Source organism: Acinetobacter sp. 226 (assembly GCF_048147925.1).
GTDB lineage: Bacteria > Pseudomonadota > Gammaproteobacteria > Pseudomonadales > Moraxellaceae > Acinetobacter > Acinetobacter pecorum.
In genome coordinates, this window is record NZ_JAYWYX010000010.1 from 76,961 (window position 1) to 94,311 (window position 17,351).

A 17,351-nucleotide genomic window follows, 5' to 3' on the forward strand; every position below is an offset into this window, starting at 1 on the left:
AAATCTGATGTTTCAGTCAGATTATTTGGCAGCTTTTTCAGCTTCGATTGAAGCAATTGCTTCATCTACACCTTCGATAGAATCAGCAGCTTTCTTGATACGAGCAAGCGCATCTACCAGTACTTCGTCAGCAGTAGCGTAAGAGATACGCATGAAACCGCCTAGACCGAATGCATCACCAGGAACCACTGCAACACCAGTTTCCTCCAGTAACCAAGCAGAGAATTCTGTGCAAGATTTAAGACCTTTGGCACGAATTAACGGTTTGATGTTTGCATATGCATAGAAAGCACCATCAGCAGGAAGACAAGAAATACCTTTAATGTCATTCAAGCCATTTACAACCAGGTCATGACGGCGTTTGAATGCTTCAATCATTGGCTCTAGAACGTCTTGAGGACCATTCAATGCAGCTTCAGCAGCAACTTGTGAAATAGAAGTTGGGTTAGAGGTTGATTGAGACTGGATTTTCTTCATCGCACCAATCAGTTTTGCAGGACCCGCTGCGTAGCCGATACGCCAGCCAGTCATTGCATATGCTTTAGATACACCATTCAATACGATTGTACGATCGTAAAGGTCAGGTGCAACTGTTGCGATGTTGTAGAACTCGTCCTCCCAACGGATTGGTTCGTACATGTCATCAGATGCGATAAATACTTCTGGGTATTTACGCAGTACGTCAGCCAATGCTTCAAGTTCTTCTTTGGTATAGATCATACCTGTAGGGTTAGAAGGGCTGTTTAATACCACTAGACGAGTTTTGTCAGTGATTGCAGCTTCTAATTGTTCAGGCGTGATTTTGAAGCGTTGCTCTTCACCACATTTCACAATTACAGGTACACCTTCAGCGATGATGACCATGTCCGGGTAGCTTACCCAAAATGGTGCAGGAATAATCACTTCATCGCCTTTATTTAACAAAGCCAAAGCTAAGTTAAAAAATGATTGCTTACCACCACAAGATACTAGGATCTGGTTTGCTGCATAGTCTAGGTTATTGTCACGTTTGAATTTGGCAATAATGGCTTTTTTAAGACCTGGCGTACCGTCAACAGCGGTGTATTTGGTGAAACCGTTGTTAATCGCTGCAATTGCTGCATCTTTGATGTGTTGAGGGGTATCAAAATCTGGTTCACCTGCGCCCAAACCAATCACGTTATGACCTGCAGCTTTTAATTCAGCAGCTTTGTTAGTCACAGCAAGCGTAGGGGACGGTTTGATGGCATTCACACGATCAGAGAGACGTACGTCCACGGCAGTATTCCTTCTTATAGGGATAAAAAAATAAAAAGCACATTATCTTAGCCTAAAATGGTGCAGATAGGGCAAAAGAATTTAGAAAACTTTAAGGAAAAAATGGTGTACTGACCGAACTTTATCTTGAATTTCGATATGCTCGGAGTAGGAGAGAAGAGACTTGATACATCTCGGTCATGCATGTGGATGCATGAAATATAAAATAAAAATGGCCACTTTAAAGTGGCCATTGTGCTGCACTAAGATTGTAGTTATGCCGTAAAGCGTGACAAATCCTCTTCTGGACGTGCTGTTAAAATTTCCGCGCCAGTTTTGGTCACTAGAATTGTATGTTCGTATTGTGCCGATAATGAGTGATCTTTGGTGACTACCGTCCACTTGTCACCCAGTAATTTGGTTTTCCAGTCACCGCCATTGACCATCGGTTCAATGGTAAAGGTCATACCTTCTTCAAGGATCATACCGGACTCTGGCTGGCCATAATGCAGGACTTGCGGTTCATCATGGAAAGTCGTACCAATCCCATGTCCACAATATTCACGTACTACGCCAAAACGTTCGGATTCAACATACTGCTGAATGGCATGACCGATATCACCAATGGTTGAGCCCGGTTTTACAGTTTCAATACCACGGTACATGGCTTCTTGGGCTACATTACATAGACGGTTGGCAAGGATCGTGGTTTCACCACCGACGATGTACATCATATTGGTGTCACCATGATAGCCATCTTTAATCACGGTCACATCAATATTCAGGATGTCGCCTTTTTTCAATTTTTTGCTGTCTGATGGAATGCCGTGACATACCACGTGGTTCACAGAGGTGCAAATCGAATGTTGGAAGGCAGGTCGACCCGGTGCAGCACCATAGCCTAAACATGCTGGAATGGCCTGCTGCTGATTGACAATATAGTCATGACAAATCGTATCAAGTTCCAGTGTAGTAACACCCGGAACAATATGCGGTTTGATCATATCCAAAACTTCTGCCGCCAGTCGCCCCGCTACACGCATTTTTTCAATTTCGTCAGGGGTTTTGATAAGTCGACGTGGAGCTTGATAAGTGTTGTTCATGATCTCTAAAAACTTTTGGAAATTTGTGTGTGACTATGGTATAAATAGCCGCCCATTTTATCAAATGCTTTTTCGTGAATAAATTTCACGGGCTTTGTGCGATGAGGCAAAAAAATCCGCACATATATCGACACATTACTCTGGGTGCCCTTTGGGGTGGAGAATGCGGGTATATGGAGGCCTAACCCAAACTTTAAGGTAAAGAAAATGGCAGATTACAACGTAAGCATGCGCGACCTTCTTCAAGCTGGCGCGCACTTTGGTCACCAAACTCGTTTCTGGAATCCAAAGATGCGTGAATACATCTTTGGTGCGCGTAACAAAATTCACATCATTAACCTTGAGCACACTGTTCCTGCGTTAAATGATGCTTTGAACTTTGCTAACAACTTGGCTAGCAAAAAGAACAAAGTTTTGTTCGTTGGTACTAAGCGTGCAGCTTCTGCAATTATCCGTGAACAAGCTCAACGCGCTGGTCAACCATACGTAGATCACCGCTGGTTAGGTGGTATGTTGACGAACTGGAAAACACTTCGCCAATCTATCAACCGTTTAAAAGACCTTCAAACTCAATCTCAAGACGGTACTTTCGCTAAGCTCACTAAACGTGAAGCTCTAGAGCGTACTCGTGAGATGGAAAAACTTGAGCGTGGCTTAGGCGGCGTTAAAAACATGGGTGGTTTACCTGACGCATTGTTCGTAATCGACGTTGATCACGAAGCGATTGCAATCAAAGAAGCGAAGAACCTTGGTATTCCTGTAATCGGTATCGTTGATACAAACTCTAACCCAGACAACGTAGACTACGTTATTCCGGGTAACGATGATGCGATCCGTGCAGTAACTCTTTATGCTTCTGCTATGGCTGATGCGATTATTGCTGGTAAAGAATACGCTCAATCACAAGCAAATGCACAAGCTAAAGCAGAAGAAGCTCCAGCTTCTGAGGCTTAATGCGTTTGACGCTAGCTTGTCATTCTTGCGACATGTGATGGTGGCAAAGTAAGCGTTATGTATGCAGGCGGCCCATGAGAACTCCTCTGGGCCGTTTCTGTTCTAAAAAGAATTCATTTTCTACCGAATTTAGGAGATTAACATGACTGCAGTTACAGCAAGCATGGTTAAAGAATTGCGCGATCGTACTGGTCTAGCAATGATGGAATGTAAAAAAGCTTTGACAGAAGCGGGCGGCGACGTTGAACTGGCGATCGATAACCTACGTAAATCTGGTCAAGCAAAAGCTGCTAAAAAAGCAGGTAACATTGCTGCTGATGGCGCAATCACGATTGCTCAAGAAGGCAACAAAGCACTTCTTCTAGAAGTTAACTGCCAAACTGACTTCGTTGCGAAAGACGAAAACTTTGCTGGTTTCTCTGCGAAAGTTGCTGCTGCCGCTCTTGCTGCAAACGTAACTGAGCCTGCTCAAATTGCTGAATTGAAACTAGAAGATGGTACGACTGTTGAAGAAGCGCGTATCGCTCTTGTTCAAAAAATCGGTGAAAACATCCAAGTACGTCGTGCAAAAATTGTTGAAGGCGAAAACCTTGCAGTTTATAAACACGGTCTTAAGATCGGTGTTGTTGTTTCTTACACTGGTGATGAAGCAACTGGTAAAGGCTTGGCAATGCACGTTGCTGCGTTCAACCCGGTCGCTGTAAATGCTGAAGGCGTTTCTGCTGAGCTTATCGCGAAAGAGAAAGAAATCGCTGAAGCGAAAGCACTTGAATCTGGCAAGCCAGCAAACATCGTTGAGAAGATGGTTGTAGGTTCTGTTGAGAAATACCTGAATGAAGTTGTTCTTGAGCGTCAACAGTACGTGATCGACAACGACAAGAAAGTTGCTGACGTTCTTAAAGCAACTGGTACGACTGTAACTGATTTCGTTCGTTTCGAAGTTGGTGAAGGTATTGAGAAAAAAGCAGAAATGAGCTTCGCTGACGAAGTTGCTGCTGCTCAAGCTGCTGCTGCACAATAATTTGTCTCTTGACTAATTGTTGAGTAGAAAAAAGCCCCGTTTGGGGCTTTTTTTATGCCTAAAATTTGCGGGTTTAGGTCAGCAAATGATTTCTAAAAATTTAATAAAGGTTAAGATAAAAAAATATGCGTAAATCATCATGTCACCCAAAACACATGTTGCTTTAGTTTCGATTATTACCCTTTGTGATGCGTTATATGTCTATCTTGAAGAGCATGAATAGAGTGGAAAATTCAATGGGATTGACTGCGATGCAATATGAGACCAAGTGAAAGCGTTCAGATCATAGCTTAAACCACTAGAAAAGAGCCTATCAATAAGGCTCTTCTCATAGGATAAATCGAATGTAGCATCAGATGCTCATGATTGTGCTGTTATGACGAGATTTCCATTTTGGTAGGATTTTACCTAGGTAGGCATCCATGCACCAAATTGGGCCAATGAGAAGGAATTGGAGGTCTTTAAGGAAAGAAGGCTTTTTCCCTTCAACTTTGTGCCCATAAAATTGTCCAATCCAGGCCAAGACAAACAGGGCGATAAAGAAACCGGTACCCACTGGCAGAATCCAGATGAGCCAGGCCATGACCAACGTCAACGTAGCCATGGCCACAGCCAAAACAAGATCCAGACGTGCATAGAAGATAAAAGCCAAAATCAGTAACAGGGCAGTCAGTAAGGCGCTAAAATGCGCCAGAATGCCAATAATCGAAAAATAGATCGTCGGTACGCAGACCCAGTGAATCAGTTTATTGGTTTTATTTTGGTGGCTGTCACTATATTCATCAAACCATTCAGATATTGTTTTCATTCTTCGCTCCCTTCCATGAACATGTTTTGCGTATCAGGCAATATAAATCAGAATTTGCATGCGGTCAAAAGTTAATCATGTAGGCAAATGAATTTTATCCGGTCTTAGGAACATGCCAAAATTTCTCTGAAATCGTTTAAAAATAGCGTTAAACCATACTGTTTGTATTCTCATACACTATCAAGTGCAATAAAAAAAGCCACATTGCTGTGACTTCTGTTAAATGTGTTGCAGGTCAAACCTTAAGAATTTGGACCAGCGACACGCTCAATACTGACTTTTGCAGTACCGGCACTGGTAATACCTAACTGTTTTGCAGCACCGTAAGATAAATCAACGACACGGTTACCATGGAAAGGACCGCGGTCATTAACTTTCACCACGACGCTTTTGCCGTTATTACGGTTGGTTACACGAATATAGCAGTTCAATGGCAGGCTACGATGAGCAGCAGTCATTGCGTTCATGTCAAAGGTTTCACCGCTTGCAGTTTTACGGCCGTGGAATTGACGACCATACCAAGACGCTGTACCAGTCTGACTGAATTTACGTACAGTATTTGAAGCCACTGTATTCAGTTTTTCAATCACTGAAGGCTCTTCTGCAGGAATTTCAATTTTCGCTGCGATAGTTTCACGGCGAACTTTATCGCCAGAACGCTCAGTGATTGAAAGGCTGTTCAAATTGGTGAAATTTGAATTGAAGCTTTGAGCTTCTTTATTGAGTACTCGCGTTGCAAGGCGCGAATTATCATTTTCATTGGTGAATGAAGATGATGGAACCATATCTGCCTGCGATTGCGTCAGCGTGACAATCGTGGCAATGGCCATAAAAGACTTCAAAATTGAAGAATGCATCGAATCAACTCCTAACAGCATACCTATTTGGTTGTTCATAAATGGCTGAAAAACCATGTAAACATGCCTGATATTTAACTTATGCAACTACATTTAACGAAATGGATAATATTCATGCTGACAACACCCTGTCTAGTGTTTAATTAAAATAGTTAAAAAAAGAACGCAAAATAAACAATGGTTGATTAAAAAATAATCAATATTGTAACATAATATTAAAATTGCTTAAAATATGCTCAAATTGGTCCATAAAAATGTTGACTTTCATAATTTGTATTAATTATTAGTGTTAACGGTTGGTAATTTCCGTACCTAATAACCACAATGCAGTAGCATACATACGGCTGCGATTATAGGTGGTAATCACTTGAAAATTTGGATAAGTGATGTAGTAAATCGGGCCATAATTCTCTTGTAATTGAATCACATTGACCAAATCCAGATCATCAATTTTTACAATCGGATTCATCGGGCTAATGCCTTGAGTTTTGAGTACACCATAAGGGATAGGCTGGGTGAGATCCTTGGCAATTACTACATCTGGATTTGAACCGGTATAACGTGCCGGAAAGGCAATCGGCTGATTACGTTGCCAGCCATGCTGTGCCAGATAGTTGGCAATCGAACCTATCGCATCTACTGCTGAATTACGCAGGTCAATATGACCATTACCATCGTAGTCCACACCAAACTTTGGAATATTGCTAGGCATAAACTGTGGATAACCGACAGCGCCGGCATATGAGCCCACTATAGAAGAAGTTGCCACCCCATCTTTATAAGACCAGGCAATCAGGGCAGCCAGTTCATCCTGAAAATACTGGGCACGGCGCTCATAACCAAAACCTAAGGTTGCCAGAGCATCACGAGTGATAAAAGAACCCTTGTTGCTACCAAAACCGGTTTCCACGCCTAAAATGCCTAGAATGATTGATTGCGGCACACCAAACTGCTGTTCAGCACGGTTAAGCGTATCCGCATATTGCTGTTTAAAACGTACGCCACGCTGAATGGTAGATTCAGACAGAAAATTGGTCTTATACGAATACCACGGCTTACTTTCACCTGGGCGATTCATGATGTTGATGATATTGGGCAGGTTACGCGTCCCGCTCATGGCTGAATCGACTTGCTGGGCACTCAGTCCATAGCTTTGCATGGCATTTTGCTTAAAACTTGCGTAAGAAGGATGATACTGGAAATCGTTGGCCAGGCTAAAACTGCTAAGACCAAATGCAGTGAATATGATTGAAAGCTGTTTCAACTTTTTATAAAAATCCGATTTCAACATCTTGCTACGATTTCCAGTTTTTTTAGATGGGTTGCTGGCGATGTCATTTGAATCATGCCATGAAAAAGATTGATAAATTTTTTCAATCTTAGGGCTTAAAGTGCCAGATTAAAGATAACATTCGGATGATTAAGAGACCTAGCCGCTTATACAAAAATAGCGAAAGTTTGGCTATTTTTGCGGCAGTATGGCTTGCGCGGCAGCTTATCTGTAACAATCTATTTCACTGATCATAAAAAAGCCTGACAAAAGTCAGGCTGGTTTCTCAAGATTTACAGAAAATCAGAGATTAGACTATCCAAAACTATTCTGTATAGAACAAAGTGTCGTGATATTCGGCCATGGCGCGCAGCTCATCTTTATTCAAATTCAGAATGATTTTATCTGCTGCCATATTAATGGCTTTGATCACTGCAGATGCGCCAATATCTGCAGCCTTACGTTTGATCATGCCAAGATCCAGGGTTTTATTAAAGTCGACCATAAAATGTCGTACTGTCGCTTCACCAAATTGCTTGTAAAGATTGCTAAATGCCTGTTTGTCGATACTCTGACCGGCTTTGAGTTCCGCATAATGATGTTTCAAATTCGTCACCAGATTGGCATCGAGCGACTCACCGACACGTAAATGTCCATCAGGATCTTTAAACAGGCTGCGCTCAGAGAAGGTAATGGATTCTCTAACCACCTCATTCGGCGCTTTACTCAAAAGCTGCTTCAGTAACACTGCAACAGTCGACTTGATATAACCTGCCAGTTTTTCCGCAGTATCGCGTTTATCGCTGGCAGGAAAGCGACGCACCAGCTCGGTGAGAATCGCATCAATAATTTCATCATTGATCATTAATGCAGTTTTATCACGCAAGGGGTAAAGCGGTTCACTGGAATTTTTGTTTTGTTGTGCAGTCTGAATTGTATTTAAAAGCTCTGCAGAAGGAATAAACCCAAAAAATGGCATTGTTAAACCTCAATGTTTTTATTGTCGCGCTAAACGAATAGGGCGAGGCATCCATGTTAAATCTGATACACGGCAAGGGTTGATATCCAATCCACCCCGGCGTGTATAGGTCGCGTAAACCATCAGCTTTTCAGGTTTTAGCTGTTGCCAGATATCGGCAAACATTTGTTCCACACATTGTTCGTGGAAACCATTATGCTGACGGTAGGAAATAATATAAGCTAAAATGCTCTTATAACAAGGTTTTTTACCCTGATAACGTATAAAAACTGTTCCCCAGTCCGGCTGGCCAGTAACTGGGCAGTTACTTCTAAGTAAATGTGAATACAGCTGGATTTCGCCTTCTGCTGCATCATCCGAATCCAAAGCCAATAAACTGGCATCTGGATAATTTTTCAGGCGCTCAGGTGTAAGCTCATCAATACAGATGCCTTCAGGTTTACTAATCTCTAACTCATCGACCTGAAACAGTTGCAGTTTGACTTCAGCCTCGGCCGCAACAGATAAATCTTTTTCTACGATCGCGATAAAGGCATCTTTAGATGCAAATTTGGCAAAATTCAGGCTATTAAAATACAGCTTCAAGGATTTGGATTCGATCAGATTCGGCGAGGACGCTGGCAAGCTGATCCGTCCAATAGCGACTTGCGGCACACCCGCTGGATTTAACCAGGAAATTTCAAATACATGCCACCAGTCAGTACCTTGCTGAATCGCTTCAATATGTGCGTATTGTTCACGGGCAGGCGCGCGCGAAATTGGAAACAGAACATCAGGCTGATATTCAGTAGGATAATTGGTATCTTTACCAAGGAGAGATTGTTCTACACTCATTATTCACGCATTCCTGAACCACGGGAGAGTAAATGATAGGCCACTGCATACAGCACGGCACAACATAAGGTAATCACTGTCAGTGAAACGCTGACATTGACATCGCTATGTCCTAAAATGCCATAGCGGAAGGCATTGACCATGTATACGACAGGATTAATCAAGGATAAATTTTGCCAGAATGGACTTAAGCTCGATATGGCATAAAACACACCGCCCAAATAAGTTAGTGGTGTTAATACAAAAGTGGGGATGATCGAGATATCATCGAAAGATTTAGCATAAACAGCATTGATAAACCCACCCAAAGAAAACAGCAGGGACGTAATCAAGACGGTATATATAGTCACAAACCAGTTGGTGATATATAAGTCAGCAAAAAATAAGCTCACTGCACTGACAATGATTGCAACCAGTATCCCACGAATCACACCGCCCAGCACATGACCCCATAAAATGGCATGCATCGGTACGGGACTCATGATCAGTTCTTCAATGCTTTTCTGGAATTTTGAGCTGAAGAAGCTGGAAGAGACGTTGGCATAGCTGTTGGTGATCACGGCCATCATAATCAGACCGGGCACAATGAACTCCATATAACTATAGCCGCCCATTTCTCCAATGCGTGAGCCGACCAGATTACCGAAGATCACGAAGTACAAGCTCATGGTGATTGCAGGTGGCAACAGGGTCTGCGGCCAGATGCGCATAAAGCGACGGACTTCTTTATAGACGATGGTATATAAAGCGACGCTGAGTTGATTAATGTTCATTGCGCAGCTCCATCCAGATTTTTCTCGACCATTTTCACAAAAAGTTCTTCCAGACGGTTGGATTTATTGCGCATGCTGCGCACCTGAATATTCTGTGATTCCAGCAACTGGAACAGATCATTCATGGTGTGTGCCTTATCCATGGTGATTTCTAAAGTCATCGGATCGATCAGGTTAAAACGCACGCCGATAATATCCAGATGCAGCGGTTCAATCGGTTCGGCCAGATCGAAAATAAACGATTCTTCATTGAGCTGACTCAGGAAGTTTTTCATGGTGGTATCTTCTTTAATCACACCGCGGTCAATAATTGCAATGCGGCGACACAACATTTCTGCTTCTTCCAGATAATGCGTGGTCAGAATGATGGAAGTACCTTGTTCATTCATCTCGTTCAAAAATTCCCACATCGAACGACGCAACTCGATATCAACACCTGCAGTCGGTTCATCGAGAATCAGCAGTTTCGGTTCGTGCATCATGGCGCGCGCAATCATCAGGCGGCGTTTCATCCCGCCCGATAACAGGCGGGCCTGAGTGGAACGCTTTTCCCATAAACCCAGTTTGGTCAGATAAATCTCCGCCCGTTGCTGTGCAATTTTTTTTGGAATGCCATAATAGCCTGCCTGAGTCACTAAAATATCGAAGGTCTTTTCAAACTGGGCAAAGTTGAATTCCTGAGGGACCACACCTAGGCATTGTTTGGCCTGTGAAGGGTGGGTATCCAGGTTGTAACCAAAAATCTCGACGGTACCGGATGTTTTTTTTGTTAATGAGCTGATAATACCAATGGTGGTCGATTTTCCTGCGCCATTGGGACCCAAGAGTGCATAAAACTCACCTTCTGGTACATTTAAGTTAATTCCTTTCAATGCCTGAAAGCCATTGCGATAGGTCTTCGACAAATCCCTTAAGATCAGTGCATCAGTCATGAATATCTCAAATGGTGAAAAGTTGAGATATTGTGAGTGATCTAGCAAAATAAGCCAAGTGATTCACATGCAATTCTGTGTTGCTATTTTGGAACATTGTATAAAGCTTAAGCATAAAAATGATGAAGTTAGAGATAGTTGCTTTACCTTATGCTTTTTTTTGTTATGATGTGCGCGATCCAAAAAAGATGCGCTCATAGCTCAACTGGATAGAGTACAGGTCTCCGAAGCCTGTGGCGTGGGTTCGAGTCCCGCTGAGCGCACCACTACTTCTTATAAAATCAATATCTTATTTATACTTTGGCGTAATTTTGGCGTAATCCATATTTTTAAGGGTAATTCTTTGTTCACTAAATTCCTAAAATTAATTTGTGGAAAAACTTTCATTTTTTCTTTACGTCACCAAAAAACCAAAGATTCACCTGTGTTAAACAACCAAGAACTAAACAATAAAGACAATTCTGATCAATTAAATGATAAGTGCCTATGTAACGCCAAGGATGGAGAATTTAGGCCATTCTCAATACAGTTGAATAAAGATGATGAGCTAAAGGAAGAAATAAAAGAAAAAATTAGTGAGCTAAAGTCAGTTTATAGGCTGAGCATAGAAACACGAAATTTTGAGATCACAAACTTAATTCACAGGAATAATTTTTTTATGTTATTCCAGGGTGTTTTATTGGCTGCTGTATTTAGCAATCAAGCAAGCAAACCCTATGTTGAGTTTTGTATTTGTTTTATGGGCATCCTCATATCTTGGCATCAAATAAAAGTTGCTGCTGGAGCTAAATATTGGCAGGAATGGTGGGAGATGCGAACAAGTGATATTGAGCGTCAATTAAAGCAAACAATGCAGCAAACTACAGGAAATAAAGGTGGCTTTATCTCCTTATTTGATTTTGAGGATATTAAATCCAAGGAGCTTTATGAATTTAAAGTAAAAAAATCTACCATAAAAAGCAAGTCAGCTAACAGGTTGTTTGCACCATTAGATAAATGTGTAAAAAAACTCATTATCTCAAAGTACTCGGTTAGTCGTGTTCCAATATCATCAGGGATAATTTTACTAATTACATGGTTAGTCTTATTTCTTGGCACGCTTGGGCTAGCAGAATCCGTAATGAAGACTAGTTCAAAATATGAGTTTTGCAATCTTGAATGTAATGGTAAGAGCGACATACCTGCAATGCTAAAAGAAGGTTTAACAGACTTTAAGTTAGTAAATGGCCACTACTTTACAGACAATGAAGATCCACCAACTCAACTAATATTTAATCAATATAATCAAGAAAAACCCCGCTAAATTTTGCGGGGTCTACCTACTGCTTTTTTCAAATCTTCTGGTCTACTCTCTAACCAGTCAGATAATTTTTTTAAATTCCATCTTCGACCTTTCACGGTTTCGGTAATGTACTTTGGTTTTGGAAATCCCTTTAAGCAAATAATCGATGCTTTAAAGTATCCCTTTTCATAACTTAAAAATTCTGCCGCCTGATCATCTGTCAACCAAATGTCTGAAGGTGGCAGGGCAACAATAAAGTTACCCATGTTCGCCATTGCTGTCATTGATTCACCTCCAATCTTTTACCTGTTTCTGTACAGCTTTCCGCTTCTTCCATCAAGTGAAGATCCGAATCCAAAGCTTCACACCAAACAGCGCCATTTAAAGTAAATTGATGCCAGCCTCTTTTCTTGCCGATATAAGTCAAGATTTGTGGCTCGTGCTTCCATTTGTATTTATCGCCAATAATCAAATTCACGACACCTCTCCCAACGACTTCACCACACCACTCGGCAACCCAAACACATCTTTAAAAGCCTTATCAAATTCACCGCTTTGGATGAACTGATCAATGTTGTTTGTAGGTTGTTCATGCCTTGCGATATAGCTTGAAAGCATGTGGTAATACAGGTCAGCATTGCTATTAATCTCAAGAATCACACCAGTGCCATTGTTTAAGCGCTGTCTTAAGGTTGCTTCCAGCTTGCGAACAAAATCACTGTGCAAGTGATGTGACTCACTCGCAATGCTGTATAAAGATCCGGTCTGACCTGCATCCAAAACCAAATTAAAAGGCTTCTCTTTATATAGCTGATCAATGATGTAGTTGGCCACAGCAATGTTTGTTTGTTGAATTTCAGTCATTGGCTTGGCCCTCATATTTATTTAAAGCGTCAGCACATGCTTCTTCCGGTGTACAACCTTGCCCCTGCAATAGAACTTTACGGTTGGGGTCTTGCTCACGTGCATTGCTGCAAATCCAAACCATCCAGTCTGTATAGCGTGTATATGCCAATTCAAAGTAGCAGTAATGGTTGGTTTGAAGCATTTCCGCATGGATGGCCATAACTTTTTCTAGGTTTGATTGATCAGTCATTAGTTGGCTCCATTTCAATATCTTCATCGGTAAATTCACGAGATCCTGGAGTCGCAAACTTTTCGGTTGCTCCATATTCTTCCTGCAGATAAGCATTAAAGAATTCAGATTTATCCATCACGCGAAAGCCTTCAGGTAGAGCATCTTGAGCTTGCTTAAAGATAGACTCTAATGTTGTTCGAGTAGGGTATTGGCCCAAAGGAAGCGACATGGTTACAACTGCTTGCTGCCCAGACTCTTCTTCAACCGCATAAACCTTCATTTCAATTTTAATTGGTGCATTCATTTTCATTTGGCTGGCTCCTGTGCTTTAACTGCCGCTTCAATAATCTTCCAACCATCAAGTCTTTCTAATCGGCGAGAATCCATTCCACTTGCTTCGACCTGCTGTTCAACCATTCGTTCAATTGCAACAACGGTCTTGGTATCATCTTTGATTAAAACAAACCCTTCCGGCACCGCTTGGGCTTTGGCTTCAAGCCACATATGCCAACCACATAAAGTTTCACGATCTTCATAATTACCATCTTCATCAAGATCAAACTGGCAGCCACGAGCGCCTAATTTATTGTCGAAGGCAATCTCAAAAGCTTTCTTTTCTTGAACATCCATCACGCCACCTTCTTTAATTTTCATGCTGCCACCTTCTGTGGATCCAACTCAGCAATGATCTGGTCAATTTTTTGATTGAACTTAATCACTGACTGCTCAATACCTGCAATATCCAAATCCTCTGCATTCACCCGAATAACCACTAACTGCAAATGCTCAGGCAGGCGAGGGTCATAGCTCACAAAGTCACACCACTTGCGACGAGTACAAGCCAATTGCCAAGTAATCTGTGGCACATATTCAGTAGGCACCTCTTTAGTCAAAATGGTATTCAAATGAGTCTGGGAACTCGGACACTTCACTTCCAACTGCCCATCTTGATCAACCAGACCATCAGGACTTGCACCGCTCATTTTGATAGTCGGATGATCAATCAGGCCTGTGCCAATTACAAAATTACCGGTTTCATTTTCATAGGCAGCAATTGCATAAGGTTCCTGATCAATACCCCATTGCATCAGACTATTGGTTTTGGTTTCCTCCTGAACGCCAGTAAGGCGCTCAGTCAGAATAGTTAGGGTTAGAGCATTGTGCGCTTTGCCTTTAATTGGCTTTGCATCCACATCCTTGATGCGGCTGGCAGTCACTTTGCCGCATCGATCTGCATGCCAATCTTCACTACGCTGGAGAATGGTCATAGGTTTCTCCTTGGCGTGCTAAGGCTTGGTCTGCGAGTTCAGCAACCGCTTTTAAATTGATTGAATGAGTGGTCCAGAAGTAATTCTTGCAGTTGCCTTTCGGTAGAGCTACATAGGCTGCTTGCAATCGACTTGATCCGAACTGAGCTTCATTCTGAAAGCTAGGTAAATGCTCATTTTCAAACTCTTGGTATCCCTGTGGAATCACATTGTCAGTCTGGCCTTGCACGGTTTTAATTGTGCCGCTTTCTTGAATGCGCTCTGCTTCATCCTGATCGTAAATACCCACAAAACCAAAAGCCAAACGCGCACATTGAATTAAAGCCTTGTGGCGCAAAAAGCGTTTAGGGTGTGACTGCCAAGGACCCGCATAACCATTGGCACCCATTGGCTCACGATAAACTTCATCCAGGTATTCACGAACAACGGTAGGGCGGTCACGATCCTTGCGATAAATGATGCAATCCACCCAGGTAGGACAATCCACTTTTGCCTTGTTAGGGCGAACAGATTCAGGTGAAAACGTAAATTCAATACCATTTAAATTTGGATTGCTGTTAATAATTCGGGACCAACCATCCACACCGACCACCGGGATTATTCCCTTGTTTTTGTCTGGGAACGCATAGATTTCCTTGGTCCATGGATTCAACTTGTATTGACTCGCCACAATCATTAATGCGCCCATTTGTGCATCTGAAATTTCCTTATCGGATTTAAATGCAGTCTGGATCAGTGTTTGCTTTAATTCTTGCGGATCAACATTGTGTAACCCTAAAACTTCAGCAAGTTGAATAATTTGAGCAGCTACTAGGCCTTGGTGTTGTACTGGTGCATTCATATTCTTATTCCTTAAAATTTGATTGAAACGTGAGGCACTAAGCCTTTATTGATTGCATTCAGAATGGCTTTACCCTGATCAACACTCACACCAAGATCGGTCAAACCTTTAAGCGCTTCACTACAGATTTGCTTTTTGTGAGCCACATCAGCTTCACGCGCTTCAGCTGCTTTACGTTCAGCCTCAGCTTTAGCAACCTGTTCAGCTTCAATACGCTTACGTTCATTTTCAGCAGCCTGCATAGCACGCAATTCAGCAGCTTCTTTTTCAGCCTTTAATCGAGCTTCACGCTGTTCTGCTTCACGCTTTTCACGTTGAACACGTTCAGCTTCAAAACGTGCTTTTTCCTCCGCTTCGCGAGTAGCTTTTTCAGCAGCTTCGCGGGCAATTTGAGCATCACGCTCTTGTTGCTGGCGAAGCATTTCAGCTTGACGCAGGCGCTCCAATTCAGCCTGTTCAGCTTCGTATTTTTCGCGTGTCACCAACGCTTTTCGCAACACTTCCAATGTTTCAAATTTGGCGAGTTTGGCTTGTTCTTCGTACTCCTCATACTGAGGACCAATGCTCAAGTTTTCTAAAAACTCGATATCACCTTTTAACTTCAATGCCGCAGCATCAGTTGTAGGCGCATGGTTTTTAATGAACTGGATGGCTTCCTCATGCTTCGCCAGACGATCCTTCTCAGCCTGCTCAAAATCAGTCAGCGGCTTACGGATATCATCCTGTAGCAACTCCATGTTGTCGCGCCAAAACTTACGATCAGCATCAATAAGAGCAGCCTGTTGTTTAATACCAGAAACAAGCTCTTTACCATGGTTATCGACAGTGGTTTTGATCCGGGCAAGGCTGTAAGCGAAGGATTTAAGTGATTCACGATCCTTTTTAACACTCATATCAAAAACAACAGAACGCGCGTTTTCAGAAACTCGGCCAAATAAAGCTTTGGTGCCGCCTTCAACCTTGAAGGCTTCGATAATTTCAGGCTGCTCGATGGCAACAATTTCTAGCTTTGCATTCATCTCAAACCACCTCTTCAAATAGTTGTTCCGCGTACTCATTCACAAGACGCTGTAATTCTTTAATCTGCTCATCATTCAGCGTAAATGTCTGACCTTCCTCAGCTTCAAAATTCCAAACATTCAGTAAAGTCACAGGCGTATCTTTCACGACTAACCAAGAATCAATATCCACTGGCTCTGCATATCGCATATCCCCATTCGAGCTACGCATTTCAGTCATCGTGTGAGGCAATACAGGCATTGAACAATCAGCCGTTGCCCACAGGTTTTCACCAATCTGGCGATACAAACCAAAGGTCAGCACGTTATCTTCAATCGAAATATCCAGATCAACCTTGAAGCTAGGCAGGTCTGAAAAATACAAATCACGGGTGAAATCTTCATTCACTTTGCAGCTGGTCACTTTGGTGCTATGACCATCACGACATAGGAATAAAGACTGATTGCCGATGTGGTGGATAGGGCGCATTGCCGCACCACATCCACAGAATTGAGCGTAAGTGTTCATGCTGGCACCTCGTTAGATTTATGCGCGTCATACAGCTTGATTGCGTGAACAATGGCAAAACATGCCCAGATATAGCGATAGGTATGATCGTTAAAATCCCACTCCCACCAGCAATCCACATCTAAGCCACCAGCATACTCAGAATCCCAATCTCTTAATTTTTGAATAAACTCATGCTGATCATCTTCAGCACAATCGATTAGGTCTTGAATAGCCTCTTTTGATTCTTCAGCATCGGACTGATCTTTGTCGTAGTCGCCAGAATCTATACCCGCAAGATGATCTTGAAGATGCTCGGTTAAAATCTGTTTAGCTTTATCAGCGGAGAATTCCTTAACGCCACCGCGAGAATCCACAGCCTCTAATTTTTCTTCCCAATAACCCGGGTTAATGCCATAGCCATCTTTGTCACGGAAAAAGTCAAACATGTCTGCAAGGCGGGTAAACACAAAGCTACCCATATCACCGGTAAACATTAAATAGCCCGGACGAGTGGTGATGTGATAATGCATTCCACAACAACCCGGTCTTTTAATTGTTAGATCCCGAAATAAACCTTGATCTAGATTCACTGTCAGCTGATGGTGG

At 42.3% G+C, this 17,351-nt stretch carries 23 protein-coding genes and 1 tRNA gene; 4 read left to right on the plus strand and 20 right to left on the minus strand.

The annotated features are described in order from the left end of the window. Positions 1-21 precede the first annotated feature (21 nt). Together VXP95_RS06450 and map are read right to left on the minus strand one after the other, a co-directional pair. Positions 22-1,257 (minus strand): pyridoxal phosphate-dependent aminotransferase, encoded by a 1,236-nt coding sequence (locus VXP95_RS06450; protein WP_064096198.1) that lies wholly within the window; start codon positions 1,255-1,257, stop codon positions 22-24. 254 nt (positions 1,258-1,511) lie between these two features. Beyond that, positions 1,512-2,339, minus strand: coding sequence for a type I methionyl aminopeptidase (gene map, locus VXP95_RS06455; protein ID WP_416680849.1), 828 nt, complete (start codon positions 2,337-2,339; stop codon positions 1,512-1,514). Positions 2,340-2,546: 207 nt separating this feature from the next. Here map and rpsB point away from each other — a divergent pair, with 207 nt between their 5' ends. Both rpsB and tsf read left to right on the plus strand, forming a co-directional pair. After that, positions 2,547-3,293 carry a 30S ribosomal protein S2 gene (gene rpsB, locus VXP95_RS06460; RefSeq protein WP_064096196.1) on the plus strand — a complete coding sequence of 249 codons (747 nt, stop codon included), beginning with the start codon at positions 2,547-2,549 and terminating at the stop codon, positions 3,291-3,293. A 142-nt stretch (positions 3,294-3,435) separates the two neighbouring features. After that, positions 3,436-4,314, plus strand: a complete 879-nt coding sequence (gene tsf / locus VXP95_RS06465) for a translation elongation factor Ts (RefSeq protein ID WP_416680851.1) — start codon at positions 3,436-3,438, stop codon at positions 4,312-4,314. A gap of 352 nt (positions 4,315-4,666) precedes the next feature. Here tsf and VXP95_RS06470 read toward each other — a convergent pair whose 3' ends face one another. The 7 genes from VXP95_RS06470 to VXP95_RS06500 all read right to left on the minus strand — a co-directional run bounded on the left by VXP95_RS06470 (position 4,667) and on the right by VXP95_RS06500 (position 10,767). Further along, positions 4,667-5,122: a DUF962 domain-containing protein gene (locus VXP95_RS06470; protein ID WP_416711699.1), complete on the minus strand. Its 456-nt coding sequence runs from the start codon at positions 5,120-5,122 to the stop codon at positions 4,667-4,669. Between the two features lie 242 nt (positions 5,123-5,364). Next, a complete protein-coding gene (locus VXP95_RS06475; RefSeq protein ID WP_064096470.1) occupies positions 5,365-5,979 on the minus strand; it encodes a septal ring lytic transglycosylase RlpA family protein in 615 nt (204 codons plus the stop codon). A 289-nt stretch (positions 5,980-6,268) separates the two neighbouring features. Continuing rightward, positions 6,269-7,270 (minus strand): lytic murein transglycosylase B, encoded by a 1,002-nt coding sequence (gene mltB, locus VXP95_RS06480; RefSeq protein WP_416680852.1) that lies wholly within the window; start codon positions 7,268-7,270, stop codon positions 6,269-6,271. A gap of 304 nt (positions 7,271-7,574) precedes the next feature. Beyond that, positions 7,575-8,228: a hypothetical protein gene (locus VXP95_RS06485; RefSeq protein ID WP_064096192.1), complete on the minus strand. Its 654-nt coding sequence runs from the start codon at positions 8,226-8,228 to the stop codon at positions 7,575-7,577. An 18-nt stretch (positions 8,229-8,246) separates the two neighbouring features. Then, positions 8,247-9,062: an NADPH-dependent 7-cyano-7-deazaguanine reductase QueF gene (gene queF / locus VXP95_RS06490; RefSeq protein ID WP_416711700.1), complete on the minus strand. Its 816-nt coding sequence runs from the start codon at positions 9,060-9,062 to the stop codon at positions 8,247-8,249. Further along, a complete protein-coding gene (locus tag VXP95_RS06495) occupies positions 9,062-9,835 on the minus strand; it encodes an ABC transporter permease (protein WP_064096190.1) in 774 nt (257 codons plus the stop codon). The genes queF and VXP95_RS06495 overlap by 1 nt, the downstream gene beginning before the upstream one ends. After that, positions 9,832-10,767: an ABC transporter ATP-binding protein gene (locus VXP95_RS06500; RefSeq protein WP_416680854.1), complete on the minus strand. Its 936-nt coding sequence runs from the start codon at positions 10,765-10,767 to the stop codon at positions 9,832-9,834. Before VXP95_RS06500 ends, VXP95_RS06495 begins: the two co-directional genes overlap by 4 nt. Before the next feature lie 190 nt (positions 10,768-10,957). On the opposite strand from VXP95_RS06500, the gene VXP95_RS06505 reads away from it, so the two are divergent. Next, positions 10,958-11,033 (plus strand) — tRNA-Arg (locus VXP95_RS06505). Continuing rightward, positions 11,006-12,070 (plus strand): hypothetical protein, encoded by a 1,065-nt coding sequence (locus VXP95_RS06510; protein WP_416711701.1) that lies wholly within the window; start codon positions 11,006-11,008, stop codon positions 12,068-12,070. The genes VXP95_RS06505 and VXP95_RS06510 overlap by 28 nt, the downstream gene beginning before the upstream one ends. Here the strand turns inward: VXP95_RS06510 and VXP95_RS06515 are convergent. The 11 genes from VXP95_RS06515 to VXP95_RS06565 are packed head-to-tail and all read right to left on the minus strand — an operon-like array spanning position 12,067 to position 17,275. Further along, on the minus strand, positions 12,067-12,333 hold the full coding sequence (locus tag VXP95_RS06515) for a hypothetical protein (RefSeq protein WP_416711702.1): 267 nt from the start codon (positions 12,331-12,333) through the stop codon (positions 12,067-12,069). The genes VXP95_RS06510 and VXP95_RS06515 overlap by 4 nt on opposite strands. Further along, a complete protein-coding gene (locus VXP95_RS06520; protein ID WP_416711703.1) occupies positions 12,330-12,527 on the minus strand; it encodes a hypothetical protein in 198 nt (65 codons plus the stop codon). The genes VXP95_RS06515 and VXP95_RS06520 overlap by 4 nt, the downstream gene beginning before the upstream one ends. After that, on the minus strand, positions 12,524-12,913 hold the full coding sequence (locus tag VXP95_RS06525; protein WP_416711704.1) for a hypothetical protein: 390 nt from the start codon (positions 12,911-12,913) through the stop codon (positions 12,524-12,526). Before VXP95_RS06525 ends, VXP95_RS06520 begins: the two co-directional genes overlap by 4 nt. Then, positions 12,906-13,145 (minus strand): hypothetical protein, encoded by a 240-nt coding sequence (locus VXP95_RS06530; RefSeq protein WP_416711705.1) that lies wholly within the window; start codon positions 13,143-13,145, stop codon positions 12,906-12,908. The genes VXP95_RS06525 and VXP95_RS06530 overlap by 8 nt, the downstream gene beginning before the upstream one ends. Continuing rightward, positions 13,138-13,437 (minus strand): hypothetical protein, encoded by a 300-nt coding sequence (locus tag VXP95_RS06535; RefSeq protein WP_416711706.1) that lies wholly within the window; start codon positions 13,435-13,437, stop codon positions 13,138-13,140. The genes VXP95_RS06530 and VXP95_RS06535 overlap by 8 nt, the downstream gene beginning before the upstream one ends. Beyond that, positions 13,434-13,781 carry a hypothetical protein gene (locus VXP95_RS06540; RefSeq protein WP_416711707.1) on the minus strand — a complete coding sequence of 116 codons (348 nt, stop codon included), beginning with the start codon at positions 13,779-13,781 and terminating at the stop codon, positions 13,434-13,436. Before VXP95_RS06540 ends, VXP95_RS06535 begins: the two co-directional genes overlap by 4 nt. Further along, entirely contained in the window at positions 13,778-14,395 is a 618-nt protein-coding gene (locus tag VXP95_RS06545; RefSeq protein ID WP_416711708.1) for a lambda exonuclease family protein, read from the minus strand. The genes VXP95_RS06540 and VXP95_RS06545 overlap by 4 nt, the downstream gene beginning before the upstream one ends. After that, a complete protein-coding gene (gene bet / locus VXP95_RS06550; protein ID WP_416711709.1) occupies positions 14,376-15,236 on the minus strand; it encodes a phage recombination protein Bet in 861 nt (286 codons plus the stop codon). Before bet ends, VXP95_RS06545 begins: the two co-directional genes overlap by 20 nt. 11 nt (positions 15,237-15,247) lie before the next feature. Further along, positions 15,248-16,255 (minus strand): hypothetical protein, encoded by a 1,008-nt coding sequence (locus VXP95_RS06555; protein ID WP_416711710.1) that lies wholly within the window; start codon positions 16,253-16,255, stop codon positions 15,248-15,250. A 1-nt stretch (position 16,256) separates the two neighbouring features. Beyond that, positions 16,257-16,763 carry a hypothetical protein gene (locus VXP95_RS06560; RefSeq protein ID WP_416711711.1) on the minus strand — a complete coding sequence of 169 codons (507 nt, stop codon included), beginning with the start codon at positions 16,761-16,763 and terminating at the stop codon, positions 16,257-16,259. Then, positions 16,760-17,275, minus strand: coding sequence for a hypothetical protein (locus VXP95_RS06565; protein ID WP_416711712.1), 516 nt, complete (start codon positions 17,273-17,275; stop codon positions 16,760-16,762). Before VXP95_RS06565 ends, VXP95_RS06560 begins: the two co-directional genes overlap by 4 nt. Positions 17,276-17,351: the final 76 nt, after the last annotated feature.

Bases quoted from the DNA above. Each gene is read 5' to 3' on its own strand.
- map (WP_416680849.1), bottom strand. From the start codon at position 2,339: ATGAACAACACTTATCAAGCTCCACGTCGACTTATCAAAACCCCTGAC.
- rpsB (WP_064096196.1), top strand. From the start codon at position 2,547: ATGGCAGATTACAACGTAAGCATGCGCGACCTTCTTCAAGCTGGCGCG.
- tsf (WP_416680851.1), top strand. From the start codon at position 3,436: ATGACTGCAGTTACAGCAAGCATGGTTAAAGAATTGCGCGATCGTACT.
- VXP95_RS06470 (WP_416711699.1), bottom strand. From the start codon at position 5,122: ATGAAAACAATATCTGAATGGTTTGATGAATATAGTGACAGCCACCAA.
- VXP95_RS06475 (WP_064096470.1), bottom strand. From the start codon at position 5,979: ATGCATTCTTCAATTTTGAAGTCTTTTATGGCCATTGCCACGATTGTC.
- mltB (WP_416680852.1), bottom strand. From the start codon at position 7,270: ATGTTGAAATCGGATTTTTATAAAAAGTTGAAACAGCTTTCAATCATA.
- VXP95_RS06485 (WP_064096192.1), bottom strand. From the start codon at position 8,228: ATGCCATTTTTTGGGTTTATTCCTTCTGCAGAGCTTTTAAATACAATT.
- queF (WP_416711700.1), bottom strand. From the start codon at position 9,062: ATGAGTGTAGAACAATCTCTCCTTGGTAAAGATACCAATTATCCTACT.
- VXP95_RS06495 (WP_064096190.1), bottom strand. From the start codon at position 9,835: ATGAACATTAATCAACTCAGCGTCGCTTTATATACCATCGTCTATAAA.
- VXP95_RS06500 (WP_416680854.1), bottom strand. From the start codon at position 10,767: ATGACTGATGCACTGATCTTAAGGGATTTGTCGAAGACCTATCGCAAT.
- VXP95_RS06515 (WP_416711702.1), bottom strand. From the start codon at position 12,333: ATGACAGCAATGGCGAACATGGGTAACTTTATTGTTGCCCTGCCACCT.
- VXP95_RS06525 (WP_416711704.1), bottom strand. From the start codon at position 12,913: ATGACTGAAATTCAACAAACAAACATTGCTGTGGCCAACTACATCATT.
- VXP95_RS06530 (WP_416711705.1), bottom strand. From the start codon at position 13,145: ATGACTGATCAATCAAACCTAGAAAAAGTTATGGCCATCCATGCGGAA.
- VXP95_RS06535 (WP_416711706.1), bottom strand. From the start codon at position 13,437: ATGAAAATGAATGCACCAATTAAAATTGAAATGAAGGTTTATGCGGTT.
- VXP95_RS06540 (WP_416711707.1), bottom strand. From the start codon at position 13,781: ATGAAAATTAAAGAAGGTGGCGTGATGGATGTTCAAGAAAAGAAAGCT.
- VXP95_RS06545 (WP_416711708.1), bottom strand. From the start codon at position 14,395: ATGACCATTCTCCAGCGTAGTGAAGATTGGCATGCAGATCGATGCGGC.
- bet (WP_416711709.1), bottom strand. From the start codon at position 15,236: ATGAATGCACCAGTACAACACCAAGGCCTAGTAGCTGCTCAAATTATT.
- VXP95_RS06555 (WP_416711710.1), bottom strand. From the start codon at position 16,255: ATGAATGCAAAGCTAGAAATTGTTGCCATCGAGCAGCCTGAAATTATC.
- VXP95_RS06560 (WP_416711711.1), bottom strand. From the start codon at position 16,763: ATGAACACTTACGCTCAATTCTGTGGATGTGGTGCGGCAATGCGCCCT.
- VXP95_RS06565 (WP_416711712.1), bottom strand. From the start codon at position 17,275: ATGCATTATCACATCACCACTCGTCCGGGCTATTTAATGTTTACCGGT.